17 protein-coding genes are annotated in these 20646 nt (G+C 45.3%); 10 read left to right on the forward strand and 7 right to left on the reverse strand.

Annotation, left to right across the window (positions count from 1 at the left end):
• Nucleotides 1–69 precede the first annotated feature (69 nt).
• The 6 genes from VFDL14_RS07830 to VFDL14_RS07805 form a co-directional block, all read right to left on the reverse strand.
• Nucleotides 70–1509, reverse strand: coding sequence for a Y-family DNA polymerase (locus VFDL14_RS07830; protein ID WP_032552051.1), 1440 nt, complete (start codon nt 1507–1509; stop codon nt 70–72).
• 3 nt (nt 1510–1512) lie between these two features.
• Nucleotides 1513–2205, reverse strand: a complete 693-nt coding sequence (gene imuA / locus VFDL14_RS07825) for a translesion DNA synthesis-associated protein ImuA (RefSeq protein WP_032552052.1) — start codon at nt 2203–2205, stop codon at nt 1513–1515.
• Nucleotides 2206–2365: 160 nt separating this feature from the next.
• The gene (locus tag VFDL14_RS07820) at nt 2366–2911 is read right to left on the reverse strand and encodes a GNAT family N-acetyltransferase (RefSeq protein ID WP_032552053.1); all 546 of its coding nucleotides are present in this window, start codon (nt 2909–2911) and stop codon (nt 2366–2368) included.
• Between the two features lie 80 nt (nt 2912–2991).
• The gene (locus VFDL14_RS07815) at nt 2992–3759 is read right to left on the reverse strand and encodes a peptidoglycan binding protein CsiV (protein ID WP_032552054.1); all 768 of its coding nucleotides are present in this window, start codon (nt 3757–3759) and stop codon (nt 2992–2994) included.
• Nucleotides 3760–3824: 65 nt separating this feature from the next.
• A complete protein-coding gene (mfd, locus tag VFDL14_RS07810) occupies nt 3825–7286 on the reverse strand; it encodes a transcription-repair coupling factor (protein WP_032552055.1) in 3462 nt (1153 codons plus the stop codon).
• Between the two features lie 5 nt (nt 7287–7291).
• Nucleotides 7292–7861, reverse strand: coding sequence for a hypothetical protein (locus VFDL14_RS07805; protein WP_032552056.1), 570 nt, complete (start codon nt 7859–7861; stop codon nt 7292–7294).
• Between the two features lie 226 nt (nt 7862–8087).
• Between VFDL14_RS07805 and lolC the strand changes: the two genes are divergently transcribed.
• The 3 genes from lolC to lolE are packed head-to-tail and all read left to right on the forward strand — an operon-like array spanning nt 8088 to nt 11225.
• Entirely contained in the window at nt 8088–9296 is a 1209-nt protein-coding gene (lolC, locus tag VFDL14_RS07800; RefSeq protein WP_032552057.1) for a lipoprotein-releasing ABC transporter permease subunit LolC, read from the forward strand.
• Complete coding sequence (gene lolD / locus VFDL14_RS07795) at nt 9289–9981, forward strand: lipoprotein-releasing ABC transporter ATP-binding protein LolD (protein WP_032552058.1); 693 nt, start codon at nt 9289–9291, stop codon at nt 9979–9981. The genes lolC and lolD overlap by 8 nt, the downstream gene beginning before the upstream one ends.
• Entirely contained in the window at nt 9981–11225 is a 1245-nt protein-coding gene (gene lolE / locus VFDL14_RS07790) for a lipoprotein-releasing ABC transporter permease subunit LolE (protein ID WP_032552059.1), read from the forward strand. Before lolD ends, lolE begins: the two co-directional genes overlap by 1 nt.
• A 176-nt stretch (nt 11226–11401) precedes the next feature.
• On the opposite strand, the gene VFDL14_RS07785 is transcribed toward lolE, so the two are convergent.
• Complete coding sequence (locus tag VFDL14_RS07785) at nt 11402–11911, reverse strand: DUF2062 domain-containing protein (RefSeq protein WP_032552060.1); 510 nt, start codon at nt 11909–11911, stop codon at nt 11402–11404.
• 16 nt (nt 11912–11927) lie between these two features.
• On the opposite strand from VFDL14_RS07785, the gene VFDL14_RS07780 reads away from it, so the two are divergent.
• From VFDL14_RS07780 to rpsA, 7 genes are all read left to right on the forward strand, one after another.
• Nucleotides 11928–14201 (forward strand): DNA internalization-related competence protein ComEC/Rec2, encoded by a 2274-nt coding sequence (locus tag VFDL14_RS07780; protein ID WP_032552061.1) that lies wholly within the window; start codon nt 11928–11930, stop codon nt 14199–14201.
• Nucleotides 14202–14233: 32 nt separating this feature from the next.
• The gene (gene msbA, locus VFDL14_RS07775; protein ID WP_032552062.1) at nt 14234–15982 is read left to right on the forward strand and encodes a lipid A ABC transporter ATP-binding protein/permease MsbA; all 1749 of its coding nucleotides are present in this window, start codon (nt 14234–14236) and stop codon (nt 15980–15982) included.
• A gap of 13 nt (nt 15983–15995) precedes the next feature.
• Nucleotides 15996–17003 (forward strand): tetraacyldisaccharide 4'-kinase, encoded by a 1008-nt coding sequence (lpxK, locus tag VFDL14_RS07770; RefSeq protein ID WP_032552227.1) that lies wholly within the window; start codon nt 15996–15998, stop codon nt 17001–17003.
• A complete protein-coding gene (locus VFDL14_RS07765; RefSeq protein WP_032552063.1) occupies nt 16984–17163 on the forward strand; it encodes a Trm112 family protein in 180 nt (59 codons plus the stop codon). Before lpxK ends, VFDL14_RS07765 begins: the two co-directional genes overlap by 20 nt.
• Nucleotides 17163–17909 (forward strand): 3-deoxy-manno-octulosonate cytidylyltransferase, encoded by a 747-nt coding sequence (gene kdsB / locus VFDL14_RS07760; protein ID WP_032552064.1) that lies wholly within the window; start codon nt 17163–17165, stop codon nt 17907–17909. The genes VFDL14_RS07765 and kdsB overlap by 1 nt, the downstream gene beginning before the upstream one ends.
• A 253-nt stretch (nt 17910–18162) precedes the next feature.
• The gene (cmk, locus tag VFDL14_RS07755) at nt 18163–18843 is read left to right on the forward strand and encodes a (d)CMP kinase (RefSeq protein WP_032552065.1); all 681 of its coding nucleotides are present in this window, start codon (nt 18163–18165) and stop codon (nt 18841–18843) included.
• 107 nt (nt 18844–18950) lie between these two features.
• Nucleotides 18951–20621, forward strand: coding sequence for a 30S ribosomal protein S1 (gene rpsA / locus VFDL14_RS07750; RefSeq protein ID WP_032552066.1), 1671 nt, complete (start codon nt 18951–18953; stop codon nt 20619–20621).
• The last annotated feature ends 25 nt before the right edge of the window (nt 20622–20646 follow it).

Below are 20646 nucleotides of genomic sequence, written 5' to 3' on the forward strand. Positions count from 1 at the left end.
GCGGCAGTTGGTCAGTTTTGATTGCTAATGGATAGGTGCGACCGAAAGCGACCCGATTGTTGAATTCGCTTAACTAAATAATCCATGGATAAACCATGCTTTGCTTGGGGTGCGGAATATCCATAGCCACCGTCCGGTCTCGCAACGGGCGATGAAATAGTCTCGAATCACTTTCTCGCCATCCCACCAACCTGAAACAATACGTTCAGGGCCTTGAGACAACGTCACAGGCGTTGTTAAAGGCTCTGGTGTCGGTAACAAGATGCTTGGCCTTAAGCGCTTGTGTGATGATGAGGAAGTGCCATTAATCATTGAAGGCTCTCGCCCGTGAGCTTGAGACGCTAAGTTAGGCAATGAGTATTGATTGGCTTTCTCTGGCCTTGGGTCTTGATGCGTGAAAGGCGAGTGAATCGCTGCTTGCCCCAGTTTAGCTTGCAGGAGTGAAAGCAAGTCTAGTGATGCTAGGGTTCCTGTGTTGCCATCAAACAGATCATGATAGGCCGCCTGAGGCTCTCCATGGCGAACTAAGGTTAAGGTTAACCCCTGAACTGGAGCATTAATTGTGACAGACTCTAGGCTTAGGTGAGTAAGTTGTGCCCACTTAGTGGCAAGGTAATCTCCCTGTGCTGAGAAAAAAGGCACGCTGTGATCCTCACAGTCTCGCAGATGCAAAGTGAGTTTGATTTCAAAAGCGACACGGTCACGGAGTTTCAAAAAGGCTTCAAGCTGTGTGAGTAATTTGGTCAGTGGTTTCTCAATAAACTGCAGGTTCTCGATATCAAACAGTAACTCTAGATATTGTTCGAATTTTTCGGGTGGATGATAAAAATCAATAGGGTGCTTAAATTGTCCATTTAGGCGTCCAACGTAGTTCACCAGATCAATATCAAATCGACGCGCAACATCTTGGATAGACAGTTTCAATAAGTCTCCAACCGTATCCATGCCAACACGCTGTAAACGCTCGACCTGTTTAAATGGTAGTTCGGTGCTGGTTAAGCACTGTTGCTGAACACGGTGCTTCATTGTCTCGGTGTTACTCGTGATTAAGTTAAGTGACCTTTTTCCAAGCAAAATAGCTGCTAGTGGTGAGTAGCCAGTGGCGAAATGGAATTGGACATTTAATGTAGAAAGATGCTGTTTTAATGTGCTCCAGTAGTTGTCGAGCCCATCATAGAGCGACAACATGTTTGAAGTCTTAATTAAAAGTCCATTTGGTGGCAATAGAGCCATATCCGAGGTGACTAGATAGGCCCAATGTGCGATCTCCTTGAGGCGATTTTCTTCAAGCTCAGCGCGATGAGGCAGCACTTGGAGTTCATGATTGAGAGCGGCAGCCGAACCAAGCCCCATACCAAGCGTTATTCCTGAGTCCAAAGCTAAGTTATTGGCCTGAATCACCTTATGCGTTTTTTCATCAACGATAATCAACGGGTGTTCGTTTTGCTTGTCACCACTGAATAAGCTATCCAGCTGTAATGATGGAAAATGTAGATAGAGCCACAACATAGATCACCCTTGTTTCGCAATTGGGAAAGGGATGATGGTTGAATTGTCGTGCAGCTCTGCAGATGCTTGCTCTGTTAAAAGTGGCCACTGTTGCTGCATGTTTATGACTAAGCTGCCGTATGACCAACTGCCTTTGCGCTTGATAACTTCCACTTTTAAACCAAGATGATGCGGTGATAATTTCATGCTCAGTGACACGGGCAAAGAGAGTTGATTATGGTTACCGCTCTTAAAGTGAAACTGCAGGCAACGACCCGTTTCGCTCGCTGCTTGTAAGCGCTTGGTTTGATGAATCTCAAGTTCCGTTCCCCATAAAAGCACAGAGTGACAGGCACCACTTTTTAGACACTGCTCAGCAGCCCATAACGCTTCGATATCACTACTTGGCGTGATCACAAGAATGTTATGAAGGGATAGCCCTTGAGCATCAAAGAACTCACCACATACATGACCTGGTGGATTAATAAATACAGCAAGGCGCTGGGCGTTTTGTTGCGCTAGGTAGGGCGTCAGTAAGCGTATCTCTCCTAAACCAGATTGAGATTCGACCTCTATAACACCGTGCGTAGGAAAGCCCCCATTAAGCTGATTGTCGAGCTCAGGGTATCCTGTAGAGTGAGTTTGCCCTTGTGTACTAGGCTGCAGACCTTTCCAGATAAGTTGGCGGTCTTGTAGATTTTTGATCAGTTCATGCATAGTTAGATACCTGTATATATATACAGTATATTTAACTCTGAGAATTATGGGAAGAAAAATGAGATAAAGAAGTAAGGCTCGCTCTTAGTTGGTTGTTTTAAAGACAAAAAAAGCCGCATTTAATGCGACTTGATTCGAAAGAGGCTTGATGGAGGAAACTCTAGTACCCAGGAGGTAGCACAGCGTACACCACACCGTCCTTGGGCTCACCATTGAAGATAAACCGGTTTCGAGCAATGGTTTCACGCTCTGCACCGCATGCTTCAATCAGGTGTTGGCTTGGTAAATTATCGAGATCGCATACAACCTCTAGACGAGTGAGTTTGAGCTGAGCAAAACAGAACTCAAACAGCGCTAGCATGGCCTCTTTTGCGATACCGCGTCTTTGGTATTGATCTGCGACCCAATATCCTAAGCTTGCCATATTGAAGGTGTGATAAAGCTCGTTGATTGCCACCATCCCCATTAATTTGTCACTCTCTCGGTCGAATATTCCAAAACCGAACGCATCTGCTTTGACCCAGTTGAGTCGAGTGGCGAGGATGAACTTTTCTGCCTCTTGCTGGGAGTACTCGGTATGACACCAATCAATCCAATGAGATAGGCTCGGCGATTGTTGGATACATTGAGCAAACTCTGGTGCATCAGATGCTTCTATGATTCTGAGGACTAAGTTGCGGGTCACTATGTGAAAATCAGGACTCATATTGCCCTCCTAATAACAAAACGCCCTCACTAGGAGGGCGTATCGATAACATATTAAGTGTAGCTTATTGACAGCTTTGGCTACTGCGCGACGCGACGAACCTGAATGATCATACCTAGTAGCGGGTGATCTAGGTAGTGGGTTTCAGTACTGCGCATACGACGTTTTTGGTCCATACGGTAGCTCTTTAGGAACTCTTCAACTTTTACTGTTGGAGAGATCTCAGTCAAATTGCCTACCTGGATAGTACTGTCGCCGCCACTGACTGGCGAGTCTAGTTCGATTTGCTGCTCTTGAAGTGTGACTTCACGAACACTTGGTGCTTTCAGATCTAGAGTTGTCTCCGCGTATAGGTAGTGCTGAACGTAGATTTGCAGCTTACCATCCAGCTCATACAGAGGCTTGTCGATAGTCTCTTCTTTAATACCTTCCGCATTGGCTGCAACAACGGCACTCTTCTCTGAACCATCAGCGTTAAAAGATTGCGAGTAATCTTTGCCTGCTTGAATACGGAACACTGGTGCTGCATTGCGACCTTCGTCACCTTGGCGCCAAGCGGTATGCATTAAGACTTCAAATCCTGCGTGTTTGCGCAGCTTTTCTTTCTCATCATTCATCTCATATGCTGAGTAAGGCAACATCTCTACGCCTTTTTGAGCACGAAACTGAGAGTTTTGGAAAGAGCCAGCACGCTCAAGAGAGATTTCAGGAAGGCTGTTTGGCCATGATTCATTGACTTGTTCAGCATCAACAGCACGCTTGAAAATGATCACTTCTATATCAAATTGTCTTTGTGCCAAGCTCGGCATAGAGACTAACAATAGTAGTAGTGGGATCAGTCGTTTCATTTTTACTCCGTATCCCAGCCGGAGATCCGGCTGGATAAATTAAATGCTCAGTGAAAAGAGTGGAATTAGCTTGCAGGCAGCAAGTTTTGTCTAAATTCGCCCAAAAGATCACCGACAAATTGAATTCGCTTCCGTCTGTCTACCAATGGTACCGTAAACTTGAACTTAGTTGGCCCTTCCATTGAAAACTTTTGCGGTTGAGATTGCAATAGTTTAACAAGGTACGCTGGGTTTATGTCAGCGTCTGGGTAGAATTCTAAGAAACCACCTTTATCGTGAGCTTCAATCTTCTTAGTTTTGATTGCCGCCGCTGCTAGTTTCAGTTCAGATACTGACAGTAAGTTCTTGGTCGCATCAGGTAGTACACCAAAGCGATCGATAAGTTCGACTTTTAGTTCAGCCAATTCGTCATTGTTGGCCACACTAGCGATGCGTTTGTATGTTGACAAGCGGGTGTTGATGTCTGGGATGTAGTCGTCTGGCAATAGCGCAGGTAGACGCATCTCAATCTCTGTTTGCTCGCGAAGAAGATCATCAAGTGACGGCTCTTTACCTTCCTTAAGTGCTTCAACCGCTTGCTCTAACATCTCCATGTACAAACTAAAGCCGACCGATTGGATTTGACCACTCTGCTCATCACCAAGTAGTTCACCGGCACCACGGATCTCTAAATCATGAGTCGCTAGCGTGAAACCAGCGCCAAGATCTTCGAGTGAAGCAATGGCATCAAGTCGCTTAATCGCATCTTTGGTCATCGCTTTTGGGGGCGGCGTTAATAGGTATGCATACGCTTGGTGGTGTGAACGACCTACACGGCCACGCAACTGGTGTAGTTGCGCCAAACCGAGATTGTCCGCTCTATCCATTAGGATGGTGTTAGCCGTTGGTACGTCGATACCGGTTTCAATGATGGTCGTACACACCAGTAGATTAAAGCGCTGGTGGTAGAAATCATTCATGATGCGTTCTAACTCGCGTTCACGCATCTGACCATGAGCGACCGTTACGCGGGCTTCTGGAATCAGTTTTTGTAGCGACTCTGCGGTCTTTTCTATGGTGTCGACTTGATTATGTAAGAAGTAGACCTGACCACCACGCATGATTTCACGCAGTACCGCTTCCCTTATCACTGCATCATCACTTTGACGGACAAAGGTTTTAATAGCCAATCGTCGAGCTGGTGGTGTCGCGATGATGGAAAGGTCACGCATGCCACTCATCGCCATATTCAGTGTTCTTGGAATTGGCGTTGCAGTTAGGGTGAGGATATCTACATCAGCACGCATCGCTTTAACTTTTTCTTTTTGTCGAACGCCGAAACGGTGTTCTTCGTCGACAATCAGCAAGCCAAGGTCGTGGAATTTGATATCACTTGAAAGCAGTTTGTGCGTACCAACCACAATATCGACTTTGCCTTCAGCAACGTCGGCAAGGATCTGTTTCTGCTCTTTCGCTGACTTAAAGCGCGAAAGTACTTCGACACGAATCGGTAAATTAGCGAAGCGATCTCTGAAGTTCTCGAAATGCTGTTGTGCTAGCAGGGTAGTGGGTACCAGCACCGCAACTTGTTTTTCGTTATCGGTACAGACAAATGCTGCGCGCATTGCCACTTCTGTTTTACCGAAGCCCACATCACCACACACCAGTCTATCCATAGCCTTTGGTTGGCACATGTCAGACATAACGGCATTAATGGCCATCGATTGGTCATCGGTTTCTTCAAATGGGAAGCCCGCTTTAAAGGTGGCGTATTGGCCACGGTCTAATACAAATTTATAGCCCGGCTTTAGCTCACGTTTGGCGTATACATCAAGAAGTTCTGCAGCAACATCTCGCACTTTCTCTGCGGCACGCTTACGCGCTTTCTGCCACGCTTCGCCACCGAGTTTGTGTAGAGGGGCTGTCTCTTCCGCGCCACCTGAGTAGCGGCCAATAAGGTTTAGTGAAGCAACCGGAACGTAAAGCTTGGCATCGTTTTGATACTCAAGTGTTACGTATTCGGTTTTCATACCACCAGCTTCGAGAGTTTGTAAGCCAATATAACGGCCGATACCGTGGTCGATGTGAACCACAGGTTGCCCAGGTTTTAGCTCCGCAAGGTGACGAATAACCGTGTCGCTGTTAACGCTCTTTTTGTCTTTCTTGCGGCGCTGAATGACTCGGTCACCAAGGAGGTCACTTTCACAGATGAAGGCAAGCTCACGTTGGTTATCGATAAAGCCATGCTCAGCAGAACCGAGGACGAGGTTGAACTTATCTTTCTCTGACAATGATTGCAGCAGAGTTTCGACTTCGACAGGACGTATCTTGATGCCCTGTAATAGTTCACATAATGCTTCTCGTCGACCTTGAGACTCTACCGAGAATACGATCTTGCCAGAGAAAGATTCTGTGAATTTACGTAGGTTAGCAAGCGGCTCTTTGTTCTGATGTTGGACACTAAGATCTGGTAGTGCTGAAACAGGTAGGTTTGTACGTCCCGCTTTCTCCTCTAAGCTTTCAATGCTAAGCACCACTTGTGCTTTTTGCTTAAAGTGACTAAACAGCTCATCTTTTTTCAGCCAAAGTTGGTCAGGCGATAACAATGGACGTAATGGGTCGACACCGCGCTGCTCGTAGCGATGTTCTACGTCAGATAGGAAGGTATCGACAGCTTGTTCGATATCACCCAGTGCCAAGATTTGTGTGTCGTCCGCGACATAGTCAAACAAGGTTTCGGTTTGATCAAAGAAAAGCGGTTGCCAATATTCAATACCCGCAGGCCATGTACCTTTAGAGACCTGCATATAAACAGATTCAGGCTCGCGACGCGCTTCGAATTGCTGACGCCAGCGAATGCGAAAGTCTTCGATTGCCGAATCTGATGTTGGAAACTCATGAGCAGGAAGAAGACGGATCTCATCAATATCGGCGATTGAGCGCTGATTTTCCGGATCAAAGGTACGAATGGTATCGATCTCATCATCAAAAAAGTCGATACGATATGGGTCTTTACTGCCCATTGGGAACAGATCTAAGATCGAGCCTCGACTGGCGTATTCACCCGGACCAAATACCTGATCAACATAACGATAGCCAGATTTCTCAAGCTGTAGGCGCAGTTTTTCTAGTGAGTATAGGTCGCCTGTTTTTACCATTAGGGTGTGTTGAAGCAGGAACTCTCTTGGCGACTGGCGTTGCAATAGCGTGCTGATCGGTACAATCGTGATCCCGTTTTTTAGAGTCGGCAACGCATACAGGTGAGCAATACGGTCAGAAATGATCTCTTGGTGAGGAGAGAAGCTATCGTAGGGCAGTGTTTCCCAGTCAGGAAATAGGTTTACTGAATGCTGGGTAAACTGCTCGATCTCGGACTGTAATTTGAGAGCAATTTGTGGGTCGGGTACCGCGAGCAATGTATGGCTGTTATGTTGTTCAGCTAGGCCAGCGATAGAGGCTGCCAGTGAAGAGCCAATTAGATTACCTAAATGTTTTTTGTCCCCTGCGCCGCTTGGCGTCGGTAACGTAAAAATCGATGTATCGGTCATGGGATTTACTTGTTATCTCGATCGAGTGAGCGTTGACGAAGCAGTTTCTGTTGTTGATGTAAGGCTGCTTTGATCAAAAGATCTTGGTCTGTATCGCGCAGGTGCGCATATTTAAATAGAACTTCAAATCCGCCGTCTCTTGGTGCTGAACTGCTTACTTGAGCGTAGCAATATACAGCGGCGGCCGGGTGTTCAAGGAACAACTTAGCTTTTACATACCTTCCCTGAGCGATATCCGACTGAGTAAAGCAAGAGAACTGGCTCGCACCAAAACTGTATGTATGTGTACGATACTCAGCTTGGTCTTGTTGAGAGAGCATAAAACTGAGCAGTAAGTTGAGCTTAGAGTTTTGAGCATCAAGCAAGCTAATGACGTTTTTGAGATCGCTGTTTTTCAACTCTTTACGCGCACTGTCTGCCATTAGATCAAGTTGGCTGAATTCACTCGCTACCACAAACGGGGCCGGAATCTCAGATTCGAATTGGATTTGCGATGGGAGAACAAAATCTTCAGCCATCGGCTCGATGTTGGCGGTAAGGCTATGGTGGACGGTGAAAAATTCTTGCTCTGTCATGCTTTAGTTCCTTGAAGTGATCTATTGATTATCGCTATGTGGCTACAGTAATCAAGGTTGGTATTGGCAAAGTAGCAAATAGTTTGTTTTTGAAGCGAAAATGATGCCTTGCAGTGCGTCATAGCCCACTAATTCGGTGAATTCACTCTATATTTGCAGTTGACCCCTACACACCGAAAGTAATTCCCGTTACATTAACCCGCAACTCTACTCGATGGTTCAAAGTATGTTTCATCCTATTTCAATGTTTATCGGTCTGCGTTATCTAAAAGGCCGTTCAGGGGATCGCTTTAGCCGTTTTGTCTCTTATATGTCAACGGCAGGAATCACTATAGGTGTGTTGTCGTTAGTTACTGTTTTGTCAGTAATGAATGGATTCGAAGCGCAGCTCAAAGATCGTATCCTTGGTGTCTTACCTCAAGCGGTAGTCTATGAAAGTGATGCGAAGACACAGCTCACAGATACGCCTCCAGCCTTCGCTCAACAACTTTCGTTGAACGGGCATGTTGAACCTTTAGTCCGCAGCGAGGCAGTGATTCAAAGCCCTGCTCAATTGGCGGCGGGTTTGTTGATTGGTATTGAACCTGCTTCTGATGATCCATTGCAAAACCACCTTATTGCTGGGCGTTTGTCTTCATTGAAGGCTGGCGAGTATCAGTTATTCCTGGGCCATACATTAGCGCGAAATCTCAAAGTCTCGTTGGGTGACAAAGTGCGCCTAATGGTGACTTCAGCCAGCCAATATACGCCATTAGGTCGAATTCCAAGTCAGCGCAATTTTACCGTCGCTGGTATTTTTAATACGGGTTCGGATATCGATGCTCAATTAATGGTGACTCACATTGAAGATGCTGGCCGCTTAATGCGCTTTAAGTCGGATACTATCTCGGGCTGGAGACTGTTTTTTGAAGACCCATTTGTCGTCGCAGATTTGGCTGAACAGCCTTTACCTGAAGGTTGGGAGTGGAGTGACTGGCGTGACCAACGTGGTGAGTTGTTTCAAGCCGTTCGTATGGAAAAAAACATGATGGGCCTGATGCTTGGCTTGATCATCGGGGTTGCCGCTTTCAATATTATTTCGGCCTTGATTATGGTGGTAATGGAGAAGCAATCCGAAGTGGCGATTCTTAAAACACAAGGTATGTCTGATGGACAAGTGATGGGGATATTCATGGTTCAAGGGGCGAGTAGTGGAGTGATTGGTGCTCTCTCTGGCGGTATCTTGGGCGTTGTATTGGCGATGAATCTCAATACCGTTCTAGAAGTTATGGGGGTCGCCTTGTTCTCGTTTGGTGGCAGTTTGCCAATCTTGATTAATCCTATTCAAATTGTCGTGGTCGTTGTTTTAGCGATCGCACTTAGTCTAATTGCGACGGTATTCCCATCTTATCGCGCATCTTCTGTTAAACCTGCTGAGGCTCTTCGTTATGAGTAATTTTCTTCAATGTCGCGACATCCGTAAAACATATCGCGAAGGCTCACTCGATACTGAAGTACTAAAAGGCGTGAGCTTTGATATTGAGCAGGGTGAACTGGTTTCGATTATCGGAACGTCAGGATCGGGCAAAAGTACCTTGCTACACATCTTGGGTGCACTTGATGATGCGTCATCGGGAAGTGTCCACTTTCTAGAACAAGATCTCGCGGCGCTTAGCTCGAACAAGCAAGCTAAGTTGCGCAATCAGCATTTAGGTTTCGTCTATCAATTCCATCATTTGCTTGCGGACTTCTCTGCCTTAGAAAACGTTGCTATGCCTCTTCTTATTGGTGGCGTAAAACCGAGCCAAGCTAAAAAAGAGGCGGCTGCTTTGTTAGATAAGGTTGGGCTGAGTCATCGAGTCGATCATCGCCCATCGGAATTGTCTGGTGGTGAAAGGCAGCGTGTAGCGATTGCTCGAGCTTTAGTGAACAAGCCTTCGCTAGTACTGGCAGATGAACCTACCGGTAACCTTGACCACGCGACGGCACTCTCTATTTACGACCTAATGCGAGAGCTAAATCGTGAATATAATACGGCCTTTTTAGTTGTCACTCATGATGGCGAACTAGCCGCTAAAATGGATCGCCAGCTACATATGCAAGATGGACTGCTGGTGGATGTGAATGAGGAGGTGAATTAGTGTTTGCCTCTTTATCTCTTTTGATTGGTGGGCGATTTAGCCGTGCTAAACAGCGCGACAAGATGGTCTCTTTTATTTCACTCTCTTCAACCGTGGGTATCGCAGTGGGTGTTGCGGTGATCATTATTGGTTTATCGGCGATGAATGGCTTTGAGCGCGAGCTTGAGTCTCGAGTGCTTTCGGTTATCTCACACGGTGAATTTGAAGGCGTTAATGAACCGATTGAGCGCTGGCAGCATGTGATTGACGAATCCGTGAGTCATGAAAAAGTATTGGCTGCAGCGCCTTACGTAAAAATTACAGCTCTAGCGGAACGCGGAAAAGAGCTTAAGGCGATTGAAGTTCGTGGAATCGATCCAGAGCTGGAATCACAGGTATCGAGCCTAGGCAACTTTATCGACAAGTCGGTTTGGCAATCATTTAACAGTGGCGAACAAAAAGTCATTCTTGGCTCGGGAGTAGCGGATACGATAGGGGCCAAAGTAGGGGACTACTTAACCTTGATGATTCCAACGGCGAATGGTTCCGTTAAGGTTCAAGCGCCAAAGCGTGTACGAGTAAAAGTAGCGGGGCTATTGACCCTTAATGGACAGATAGACCATAACTTAGCGCTTGTGCCGTTAAAGGATGCACAGACCTACGCCAAGTTGGGCAATGCTGTTACCGGCGTTTCACTTAAGGTGAATGACGTTCTCAACGCGAATAACATTGTGCGCGAAGTCGGCAACCAATTGGATGTGTATGTATATCTAAGAAGTTGGCAGCAAAAGTATGGCTTCTTGTACCGAGATATTCAGTTAGTACGTACCATCATGTACTTGGTTATGGTCTTGGTTATTGGTGTGGCTTGTTTCAATATCGTATCAACACTGATGATGGCAGTGAAAGACCGGGCTTCAGAGATTGCCATTTTAAGAACCATGGGGGCTTCCGATGGGTTGGTGAAACGTATTTTTGTTTGGCAGGGTGCGTTCTCAGGTGTGTTGGGTAGCTTAGTCGGTAGCGTTATTGGTGTATTAGTGGCACTCAATCTCACTCACTTGATAAAAGGGTTAGAGGCGCTTATTGACCACCAGTTCTTATCAGGGAATATCTACTTTGTGGACTTCTTGCCTTCACAACTAGATATGATGGATGTGTTGGTGGTGTCTGGTACCGCGGTCGTCTTGAGCCTATTGGCGACCCTCTATCCCGCTTCTCGAGCTGCGAAGCTAAATCCAGCAGCAGTACTAAGTTCAAAGTAATTACTTACTAACGGTATAAAAAAAAGGATCCCAACTGGGATCCTTTTTCGTTTTCTTTATTTATTGCTAGCGCTATTACTGAAAAAGCATGCAACAGAGTTTTAATTTTTGCTTCACAGCTCTGCTTTCATTGTTTTATTAACCGTGAAGCGAAGCTTATCGTGACAGTCTGATACCTATCTAACTTGTCTTTTCTTCCAGCTTCTTACAACGGAATATCGCCACAGTCCACGGATTCCGAAGTAGCCGATCATTGCTGAAACGATGCCACAGATTAAGCAACCAAGCAGGAACGGAGGACCAATAGTACTCATTTGAGCAAGAATGAAGTCCCAAGAAAGTTCAAAGTGGAATGGTTGAGGTGGGACATGCATTACGAACGCACCGACCTTGTAAGCAAAATAAAATAGGACAGGCATGGTAACTGGGTTACTTACCCAAACCAAGGCAACTGCCAGTGGCAGGTTTACGCCACACATAACGGCAAGGCCTGCAGACATGATCATTTGGCTTGGTAGCGGAACAAACGCCATAAATAGACCCACAGCAAACGCACCTGCGGCTGAACGTCGATTTAAGCACCATAAATTTGGGTTATATAGCACGTTGCCAAAAACTTTTAATGCTTTCTGACGCTTGATGAGCTCATGGTCAGGCATAAAACGCTTAATAAACTTTCTTGGCATATAGGAAGTAACTCTTTTGTTTAATACTTGGTTTTTATTGTTTTTTGCTTTGACATTAATGTCAGCAAGCCTATGGCCTGTCATGCCCCATTGGAACTGGGCTTGGGTGATATTGCTCGTTCTATTAGCATCAACCAAGTATAGCGTTTCCCAACCTTTAAGAGGTGTTCTCTGTGGGGTGATGGTGGTTTTAATAGTCAGTAGTTTGGCAAAACAGCAAACAACTGTACTCTTTAAGTCCGGGCAGGATATTACCATAAATGCATCGGTTGTTAGCCTTTTTAGTGAAAATAGCCGAGGTTATGAAAGCGTAATTGTAGTTAGATCAATTAACGGCGATAAATTAGACAGGTGGCAATGTGTAAAGGTCAGACTATTTACCCCTTTTCGTGTCACTCAAGGCGAAAAAATTGAACTGAGCGTCAGGATCAAACCTATCTTAGGTAAGCTCAATGAGGCTGGCTTTGATTTAGAAACCTACTCTTTCAGTCAAAAAATAGTGGCTCATGCTTCCTATCAGTCTGGTACGCGATATCGTATTCAATCTACCTCATCTTGGCGCGCTATTTGGTTTGATCAAATAACGCGAAACCTTGACTCATTATCGAACCGAGATTTAATCGTCGCGTTAACTTTTGGCTATCGAGACTTCATATCACGACAAAGATGGTCAGAGCTTAAAAGCAGCGGTTTAATTCATTTAGTCGCGATTTCGGGCTTGCACATTGGTATGGCCTTTGGCATCGGCTATCAGTTAGGGCGTGGTATACGATGTATAACACCGATGATGACTTGGGCCCCTTTTGTTGCAGGCTTAAATATAGCACTTGTCTATAGTTGGTTCTCTGGCTTTACATTACCAACGGTAAGGGCGTTAGTAATGTGTTGTTTAGGGGCCTATTTTATTTGGCAGGGGAGAAGCATTAGCAGTCTCAACTTTATTCTAGTGAGTGTTTGTATTGTTCTCGTTATCTGGCCATATTCGGCACTGACTGGAAGCTTCTGGCTCTCTTTTGGCTCATTAGCGGCCGTTCTATATGCAATTTCAATGTCGAGTTCTGAACATTCTCATATTGGTTTTGTCAGCAAGCTAATCTTGACTGTCAAAGTTCAGTGTGTGCTTACACTCTTGTTGTTACCCATGACTCTTTATTTTTACCAAGGCTTAAGTGTTGTTTCGATTTTCTATAATTTACTGATGTTGCCTTGGGTAACTTTTCTAGTTATGCCGATGCTTTTTCTAGCCTTATTTGTCCATATCTTTGTATCTGAGCATGTGCAGGTTCTATGGGAATTTATTGATGCTCTACTCGAAGTTATTTCTATTTCATCTTCTTGGGCGACACCCTTTTGGTGGGAGATTGATGTACAGATAGCTCAATGGTTGAGCTTGGCTGTAATCATCAGTTTGTTCATCTATCGTTATTTCAGACCTTGGGTGAGCATGTCGCTACTTGTACTAGTCAGTCTACGAGAAACAGCACCGGAAATGGCGTCTAATGAGTGGAGAGTTGATGTACTGGATGTTGGGCATGGATTAGCTGTTATCATCGAAAAAGGTGGGCGAACGCTTCTCTACGATTTAGGTAATCATTGGCAAGGTGGCTCAGTTGTCACTTCAACGTTATTGCCAATATTGCATCAAAGGTCTAATCCGCCTGTTGATGGTGTCGTATTAAGTCACCTAGACTCAGATCATGCTGGAGGTTTAGATGACCTCATTGTGTCGAAATCAGGTTTTTGGGTGCGAAGTAGCCAGGGATTGAGTGAGCAGGTTTCACCTCAAGTACACACTTGTATAGCGGGTGATGTTTGGCGTTGGCAAGGTTTGAAGTTTGATGTTCTTTGGCCGCCAAAACTGACAAAGCGCGCATATAACCCGCATTCCTGTGTCATACGTCTGTTCGATCCGCGTAGTCAATTTTCTATGATGCTGACTGGTGATATCGAATTAGTCAGTGAGTGGATGTTGTCGAGAAAAGGTTCTGCCTTACAAAGTGACGTCATGCTTGTTCCTCATCATGGCAGCAAAACCTCATCGAGCCGCCGTTTTATTGAATCTGTTTCACCTATATTGGCGGTAGCATCGTTAGCAAAAGGTAATCGATGGGGAATGCCTAACGGAGAGGTTGTTAAAAGATATCAGTCGATTAATGCGAAATGGTTAGATACTGGTGAAAGTGGTCAAATTACCATCAGGGTTAGTGCTGAAGACTGGAATTATCATTCGATTAGACAAGATAGAACACAGCCATGGTATAGGCAGATGCTCAGGAAGGGAGTAGAATAGATAGATTCTTGTGAGAAAAATTAAGCGATTCCATGTCTATAGAAAAAGATGAAAATACTTGGGCTACCTTCAAGCGACTTTGGACTTATATTCGATTGTATAAATCAGGGTTGGCGGTCGCGGTTGTTGCTCTAATTATTAACGCGGTTTCTGACACATATATGATCTCATTATTGAAGCCTTTACTGGATGAAGGTTTCGGTAGCGCAGAATCAGACTTCTTACGAACTCTTCCACTTATTATTTTCGCCATGATGTTCATTCGTGGCGTCAGTGGCTTTGTATCTACCTACTGTTTAAGCTGGGTTTCCGGCAATGTGGTGATGCAAATCCGACGCAAGATATTCAATCACTTTATGCATATGCCGGTGTCGTTCTTTGATAAAGAGCAAACGGGCTCGCTGTTGTCTCGTATTACTTACGACTCTGAACAGGTATCTGCTGCAACAAGTAGAGCTCTAGTTAGTATCGTTCGTGAGGGCGCTAGTATTATCGGCTTATTGGTGCTGATGTTTTGGAACAGTTGGCAGCTTTCATTAGTATTGTTTGCTGTAGCTCCTGTTGTTGCGTGGGCGATCAGTATCGTTTCCAAGCGATTTAGAAAAATATCGAAGAACATGCAGACCAGCATGGGGCATGTTGCATCATCTTCGGAACAGATGCTTAAGGGCCACAAAGTTGTATTAACTTACGGTGGTCAAGACGTGGAAAAAGAGCGTTTTGACAAAGTGAGCAACCAAATGCGTCAACAAACGATGAAATTGGTAACGGCGCAGGCAGCGGCTAACCCAATTATTCAAATGATCGCATCGGTGGCGATTGTGGTCGTTCTATTCTTGGCAAGTGTAGACTCAATTAAGGCGGAGCTTACTCCAGGTACGTTTACCGTTGTATTCTCAGCAATGTTTGGTCTGATGCGTCCGTTGAAAGCACTTACAGGTGTGACCGCAGAATTCCAACGCGGTATGGCAGCAAGCCAAACGCTGTTCAGTTTGATGGATCTAGAAACTGAGAAAAATACTGGAACGCTGCAGCCTCAGTCTGTGAAAGGCGACGTTGAAGTAAAAGACATTACCTTTACTTACCAAGGAGCAGAAAAATCAGCCCTTGAAAATGTCAGCTTTACGATACCTAAAGGGAACACTGTTGCTCTCGTTGGGCGTTCAGGGTCGGGCAAAAGTACCATTGCCAACCTTTTCACTCGCTTCTATGACGTAGATTCTGGCTCTATCGAGCTTGATGGTCATGATATTCGTGACTACGAATTGAAAAATCTTCGTCAGCACTTTGCATTGGTTTCGCAAAATGTTCATTTGTTCAATGATACAGTGGCGAACAACATCGCTTATGCTGCAGAAGAAGAATACACACGAGAACAGATCGAACATGCGGCAAAACTGGCTCATGCGACTGAATTTATCGAAGGTATGGAAAATGGATTCGATACTATCATCGGTGAAAACGGTGCAAGCTTGTCAGGTGGTCAGCGTCAACGTCTAGCTATTGCTCGAGCACTGTTGAGAGATGCCCCTGTACTCATCTTAGATGAGGCAACCTCGGCTCTGGATACTGAGTCTGAGCGTGCAATTCAATCTGCGTTAGATGAACTACAGAAAGATAAGACTGTTCTTGTGATTGCACACCGTCTATCAACCATTGAGCAAGCTGATGAGATTCTTGTTGTTGACGATGGTCATATCGTCGAGCGTGGTGCTCATGCTGAGCTAATTCAGCATGATGGCGCCTATGCTCAACTTCACCGTATTCAGTTTGGTGAATAGGGACGAGTTAAGCGTGGTCGAAAAGATTTGGTTTGATAATCACCCTCTAAAGTATCTGCTTTGGCCACTGTTGTGGCCATTGAGTTTACTCTTTAATCTTATCAGTAAAAGACGCCGCCAAGCGTATCATCAAGGTACTAAAGCGAGTTATCGAGCGCCTGTACCAGTGATAGTCGTAGGAAACATTACGGCGGGTGGCAACGGCAAAACGCCAGTAGTTGTTTGGCTAGTTGAGATGCTGCAATCTCAAGGGTATAAGCCGGGTGTTGTTTCTCGTGGCTATGGTGCAAAAGCGCCGAGTTATCCATTGGTTTTATCTGAAGATACACCTGCAGCTCACTGTGGTGATGAGCCTCGTTTGATTATGAAAAGAACGGGCGCACCTGTCGCTGTAGATCCGGTTAGAGCCAATGCAGTTAAAGCTCTGTTAGATTCTAAAGTCGACGTTATTGTCACTGATGATGGCCTTCAGCATTACGCTTTAGAAAGAGATATCGAGTTTGTGGTGGTTGATGGTGTTCGACGTTTTGGTAATGAACAAGCGATTCCGTTGGGGCCATTACGCGAACCCGTATCGCGTTTAAGTGAAGTCGATTTTATAGTGACGAATGGTGGACAACCAGAATTGAATGAGATGGCGATGTCTTTGGTACCTAATCAAGTGGTTAACCTGAAGACTGGAGAAAGGATCTCCCTAGAAGCACTGACAAAATTGGTCGCATTTGCAGGAATTGGCCATCCACCACGTTTCTTCAAAACGCTGGAAGACCTTGGTGCTGACGTGGTTCATACTCAAGGTTTCGCTGATCATAAAGATTTTGACCAAGATGAGTTATTCGCTCTTGCTGAAAGGGGGGAGAACATCATAATGACAGAAAAAGATGCTGTGAAATGTGAAGGTTATGCGCAAGATAATTGGTGGTATCTGCCTGTTTCTGCGCAATTTGACCAAGCATCACAAAACAAAGTTATGCAAAAAATTAAAGAGGTTATGGAATACTATGGATCACCGTCTACTTGAAATCGTTGCTTGCCCTGTGTGTAAAGGTAAATTAACTTTTGATAAAGATAAGCAAGAACTGATTTGTAAACTTGATCGCCTTGCATACCCAATTAAAGAGGGTATTCCTGTGCTTCTTGAGCCAGAAGCACGCACAATCTCAATGGATGAGGGCAAATAATGTCATTTACGGTTGTCATCCCGGCTCGTTATCAATCGAGCCGCTTACCTGGAAAGCCGTTAGCTGATATTGGCGGCAAGCCAATGATTCAATGGGTTTATGAGCAATCCGTGAAAGCTGGTGCAGATAAAGTCGTTATCGCGACCGACGATGCTCGAGTTGAAAAGGCAGCGAAAGCATTTGGTGCAGACGTTTGTATGACCTCACCTAAGCATGAATCTGGAACAGAGCGTCTTGCTGAAGTGATCGAGGTAATGAATATCCCTGACGACCATATTATTGTGAATGTACAAGGGGATGAACCGCTTATTCCACCTGCAATTATTAATCAGGTAGCGAATAACCTAGCAAACAGCACAGCGCCGATGGCTACACTTGGTGTAGAAATCTCTCACGTTGATGAGGTGTTTAACCCCAATGCTGTAAAAGTCGTGACGGATAAAGACGGGTATGCGTTGTACTTTAGCCGTGCCACGATTCCTTGGGATCGTGACGCTTACGCTAACAACGGTACTGCTGCAGAATCTCCACTACTTCGTCATATCGGTATTTACGCTTACCGAGCGGGTTTCATCAACACCTACATCAACTGGGAACCAAGTACACTTGAGCGTATAGAGTGTTTAGAACAGCTACGTGTACTTTGGTATGGAGAAAAAATCCATGTTGATATTGCCGCAGAAGCGCCTGCTGCCGGTGTCGATACGCCTGAAGATCTCGAAGCTGTGAGAGCGATTATTGGATAACGTATCCTCTCTAAAACGCAACTTTAAGCCTTATGAAAGCCTCGCAGATTCGCGGGGCTTTTTCATTAAAGTTGCTACAAACATACCTGTTAAACAGAGGAATTTATAAATACTTCGTTATCTCAGCTTCACTGGGATTAATGTGAGATTTACCTCGCCCCGACACTGATTTTTCTCTATAATATGCCGCCTGTTAACGCAGTTGTATTATGCGAGTGCGGAATAAAACTTACGAAGAAACGTGGAGTAAAACATGCCTTCTCAAAGCCCAGTGATTACGGTTGATGGCCCAAGTGGTGCAGGTAAGGGTACCCTATGTATGTTACTAGCTGAAAAGCTAGGTTTTCACTTACTAGACTCGGGTGCTATCTATCGCGTGCTTGCATTAGCTGCAATCCATCATGGTGTAGACACAGAGTCTGAAGACGCTTTAGTTCCTTTAGCAACGCATTTAGACGTTCAGTTTATTGCTGAGGGTGAATTGGTAAAAGTGATTCTTGAAGGCGAAGATGTCTCTGGCGAGCTTCGTAAAGAAGAGACAGGTATGGCGGCTTCAAAAGTTGCTGCACTGCCTCGCGTACGTGAAGCACTGCTGCGTCGTCAACGTGCCTTCAGCGCTGCGCCGGGGCTTGTTGCGGACGGTCGTGACATGGGTACTGTCGTATTCACCAATGCTGAAGCGAAAATTTTCCTTGATGCGAGTGCAGAAGAGCGTGCGAATCGCCGCCTTAAACAGTTGCAAGGCAAGGGCTTAGATGTTAAATTTGACGACCTTTTGAGCGAGATCCAAGAGCGAGACGACCGAGATCGTAATCGCCCAGTAGCGCCACTGCGCCCTGCTGAGGATGCGCTTGTGCTGGATTCCACCTCAATGAATATTGAGCAGGTGGTAGAAAAAGCACTACACTATATTGAATCGAAACTGGCTGGGTAACTTTTACCGAGCCGGCAAGAACGTTGGTTGCAAGGATGATAACCGGCGAATTTATCAACCCCATGCGGTAGGATACCCATGGACGTTTAATTATTGAAGATTAAATAATGACTGAATCTTTTGCTCAACTCTTTGAAGAGTTTCTAAACGAAACAGAATTCCAACAAGGCAGCATCGTTAAAGGTACTGTAGTAGCTATCGAGAACGGTTTCGTTCTTGTTGACGCTGGTCTTAAGTCTGAATCTGCTATCCCTGCTGAACAGTTCAAGAACGCTGCTGGCGAACTTGAAGTTGAAGTTGGCGCTGAAGTAGACGTAGCTCTAGACGCTGTTGAAGACGGTTTCGGTGAGACTCAACTTTCTCGTGAGAAAGCTAAGCGTCACGAAGCTTGGATCGTTCTTGAGAAAGCTTGCGAAGAAGCTGAAACTGTTGTTGGTATCATCAACGGTAAAGTTAAAGGCGGTTTCACTGTTGAACTAAACGGTATCCGTGCTTTCCTTCCTGGTTCTCTAGTAGACGTACGTCCTATCCGTGACACTGCTCACCTAGAAAACAAAGAGCTAGAGTTCAAAGTAATCAAGCTAGACCAGAAGCGTAACAACGTTGTTGTTTCTCGTCGTGCTGTTATCGAATCTGAGAACAGCGTTGAGCGTGACGAACTTCTTGAAACTCTACAAGAAGGTACTGAAGTTAAAGGTATCGTTAAGAACCTTACTGACTACGGTGCATTCGTTGACCTTGGCGGTGTTGATGGTCTTCTACATATCACAGATATGGCTTGGAAGCGCGTTAAGCACCCATCTGAGATCGTTAACGTTGGTGACGAAATCCTAGTTAAAGTTCTTAAGTTCGACCGTGAGCGTACTCGCGTATCACTAGGTCTTAAGCAACTAGGCGAAGATCCATGGGTAGCAATCGCTAAGCGTTACCCAGAAGGTCACAAGCTTTCTGGTCGTGTTACTAACCTAACTGACTACGGCTGCTTCGTTGAAATCGAAGAAGGCGTTGAAGGTCTAGTACACGTTTCTGAAATGGATTGGACTAACAAGAACATCCACCCATCTAAAGTTGTTAATGTTGGCGACGAAGTTGAGGTTATGGTTCTTGATATCGACGAAGAACGTCGTCGTATCTCTCTAGGTCTGAAACAGTGTAAAGCTAACCCATGGCAGTCATTTGCAGAAATGCAAGCTAAGGGCGACAAAGTTACTGGTAAGATCAAGTCTATCACTGACTTTGGTATCTTCATCGGTCTTGAAGGCGGTATCGACGGTCTAGTACACCTATCTGACATTTCTTGGAATGTTGCTGGTGAAGAAGCTGTACGTGAGTACAAGAAAGGCGACGAAATCTCAGCAGTTGTTCTTGCAGTAGATGCAGAGCGTGAGCGTATTTCTCTTGGCGTTAAGCAAATGGAAAACGACCCGTTCAACGCATACGTTGCTGACAACAAGAAAGGCGTTCTAGTAAACGGTACTGTAACTGCAGTAGACGCGAAAGGTGCAACTATCGAGCTTGTTGAAGGCGTAGAAGGTTACATCCGTGCTTCTGAAGTTTCTCGTGACCGCGTTGAAGATGCGTCTCTAATCCTAAGCGTTGGTGACAGCGTTGAAGCGAAGTTCACAGGTGTTGACCGTAAGAACCGCGTAATCAACCTATCTATCAAAGCTAAAGATGAAGCTGAAGAGCAAGAAGCAATGGCTTCACTGAACAAGTCTGACGAAGGCGCGTTCGGTAACGCAATGGCAGATGCATTCAAAGCTGCTAAAGGCGAATAATTTAATTTTTCGCTAAGAAAGGGAC

Origin of the sequence: Vibrio fortis, from assembly GCF_000695685.1 — a bacterium.
Taxonomy (GTDB): domain Bacteria; phylum Pseudomonadota; class Gammaproteobacteria; order Enterobacterales; family Vibrionaceae; genus Vibrio; species Vibrio fortis_A.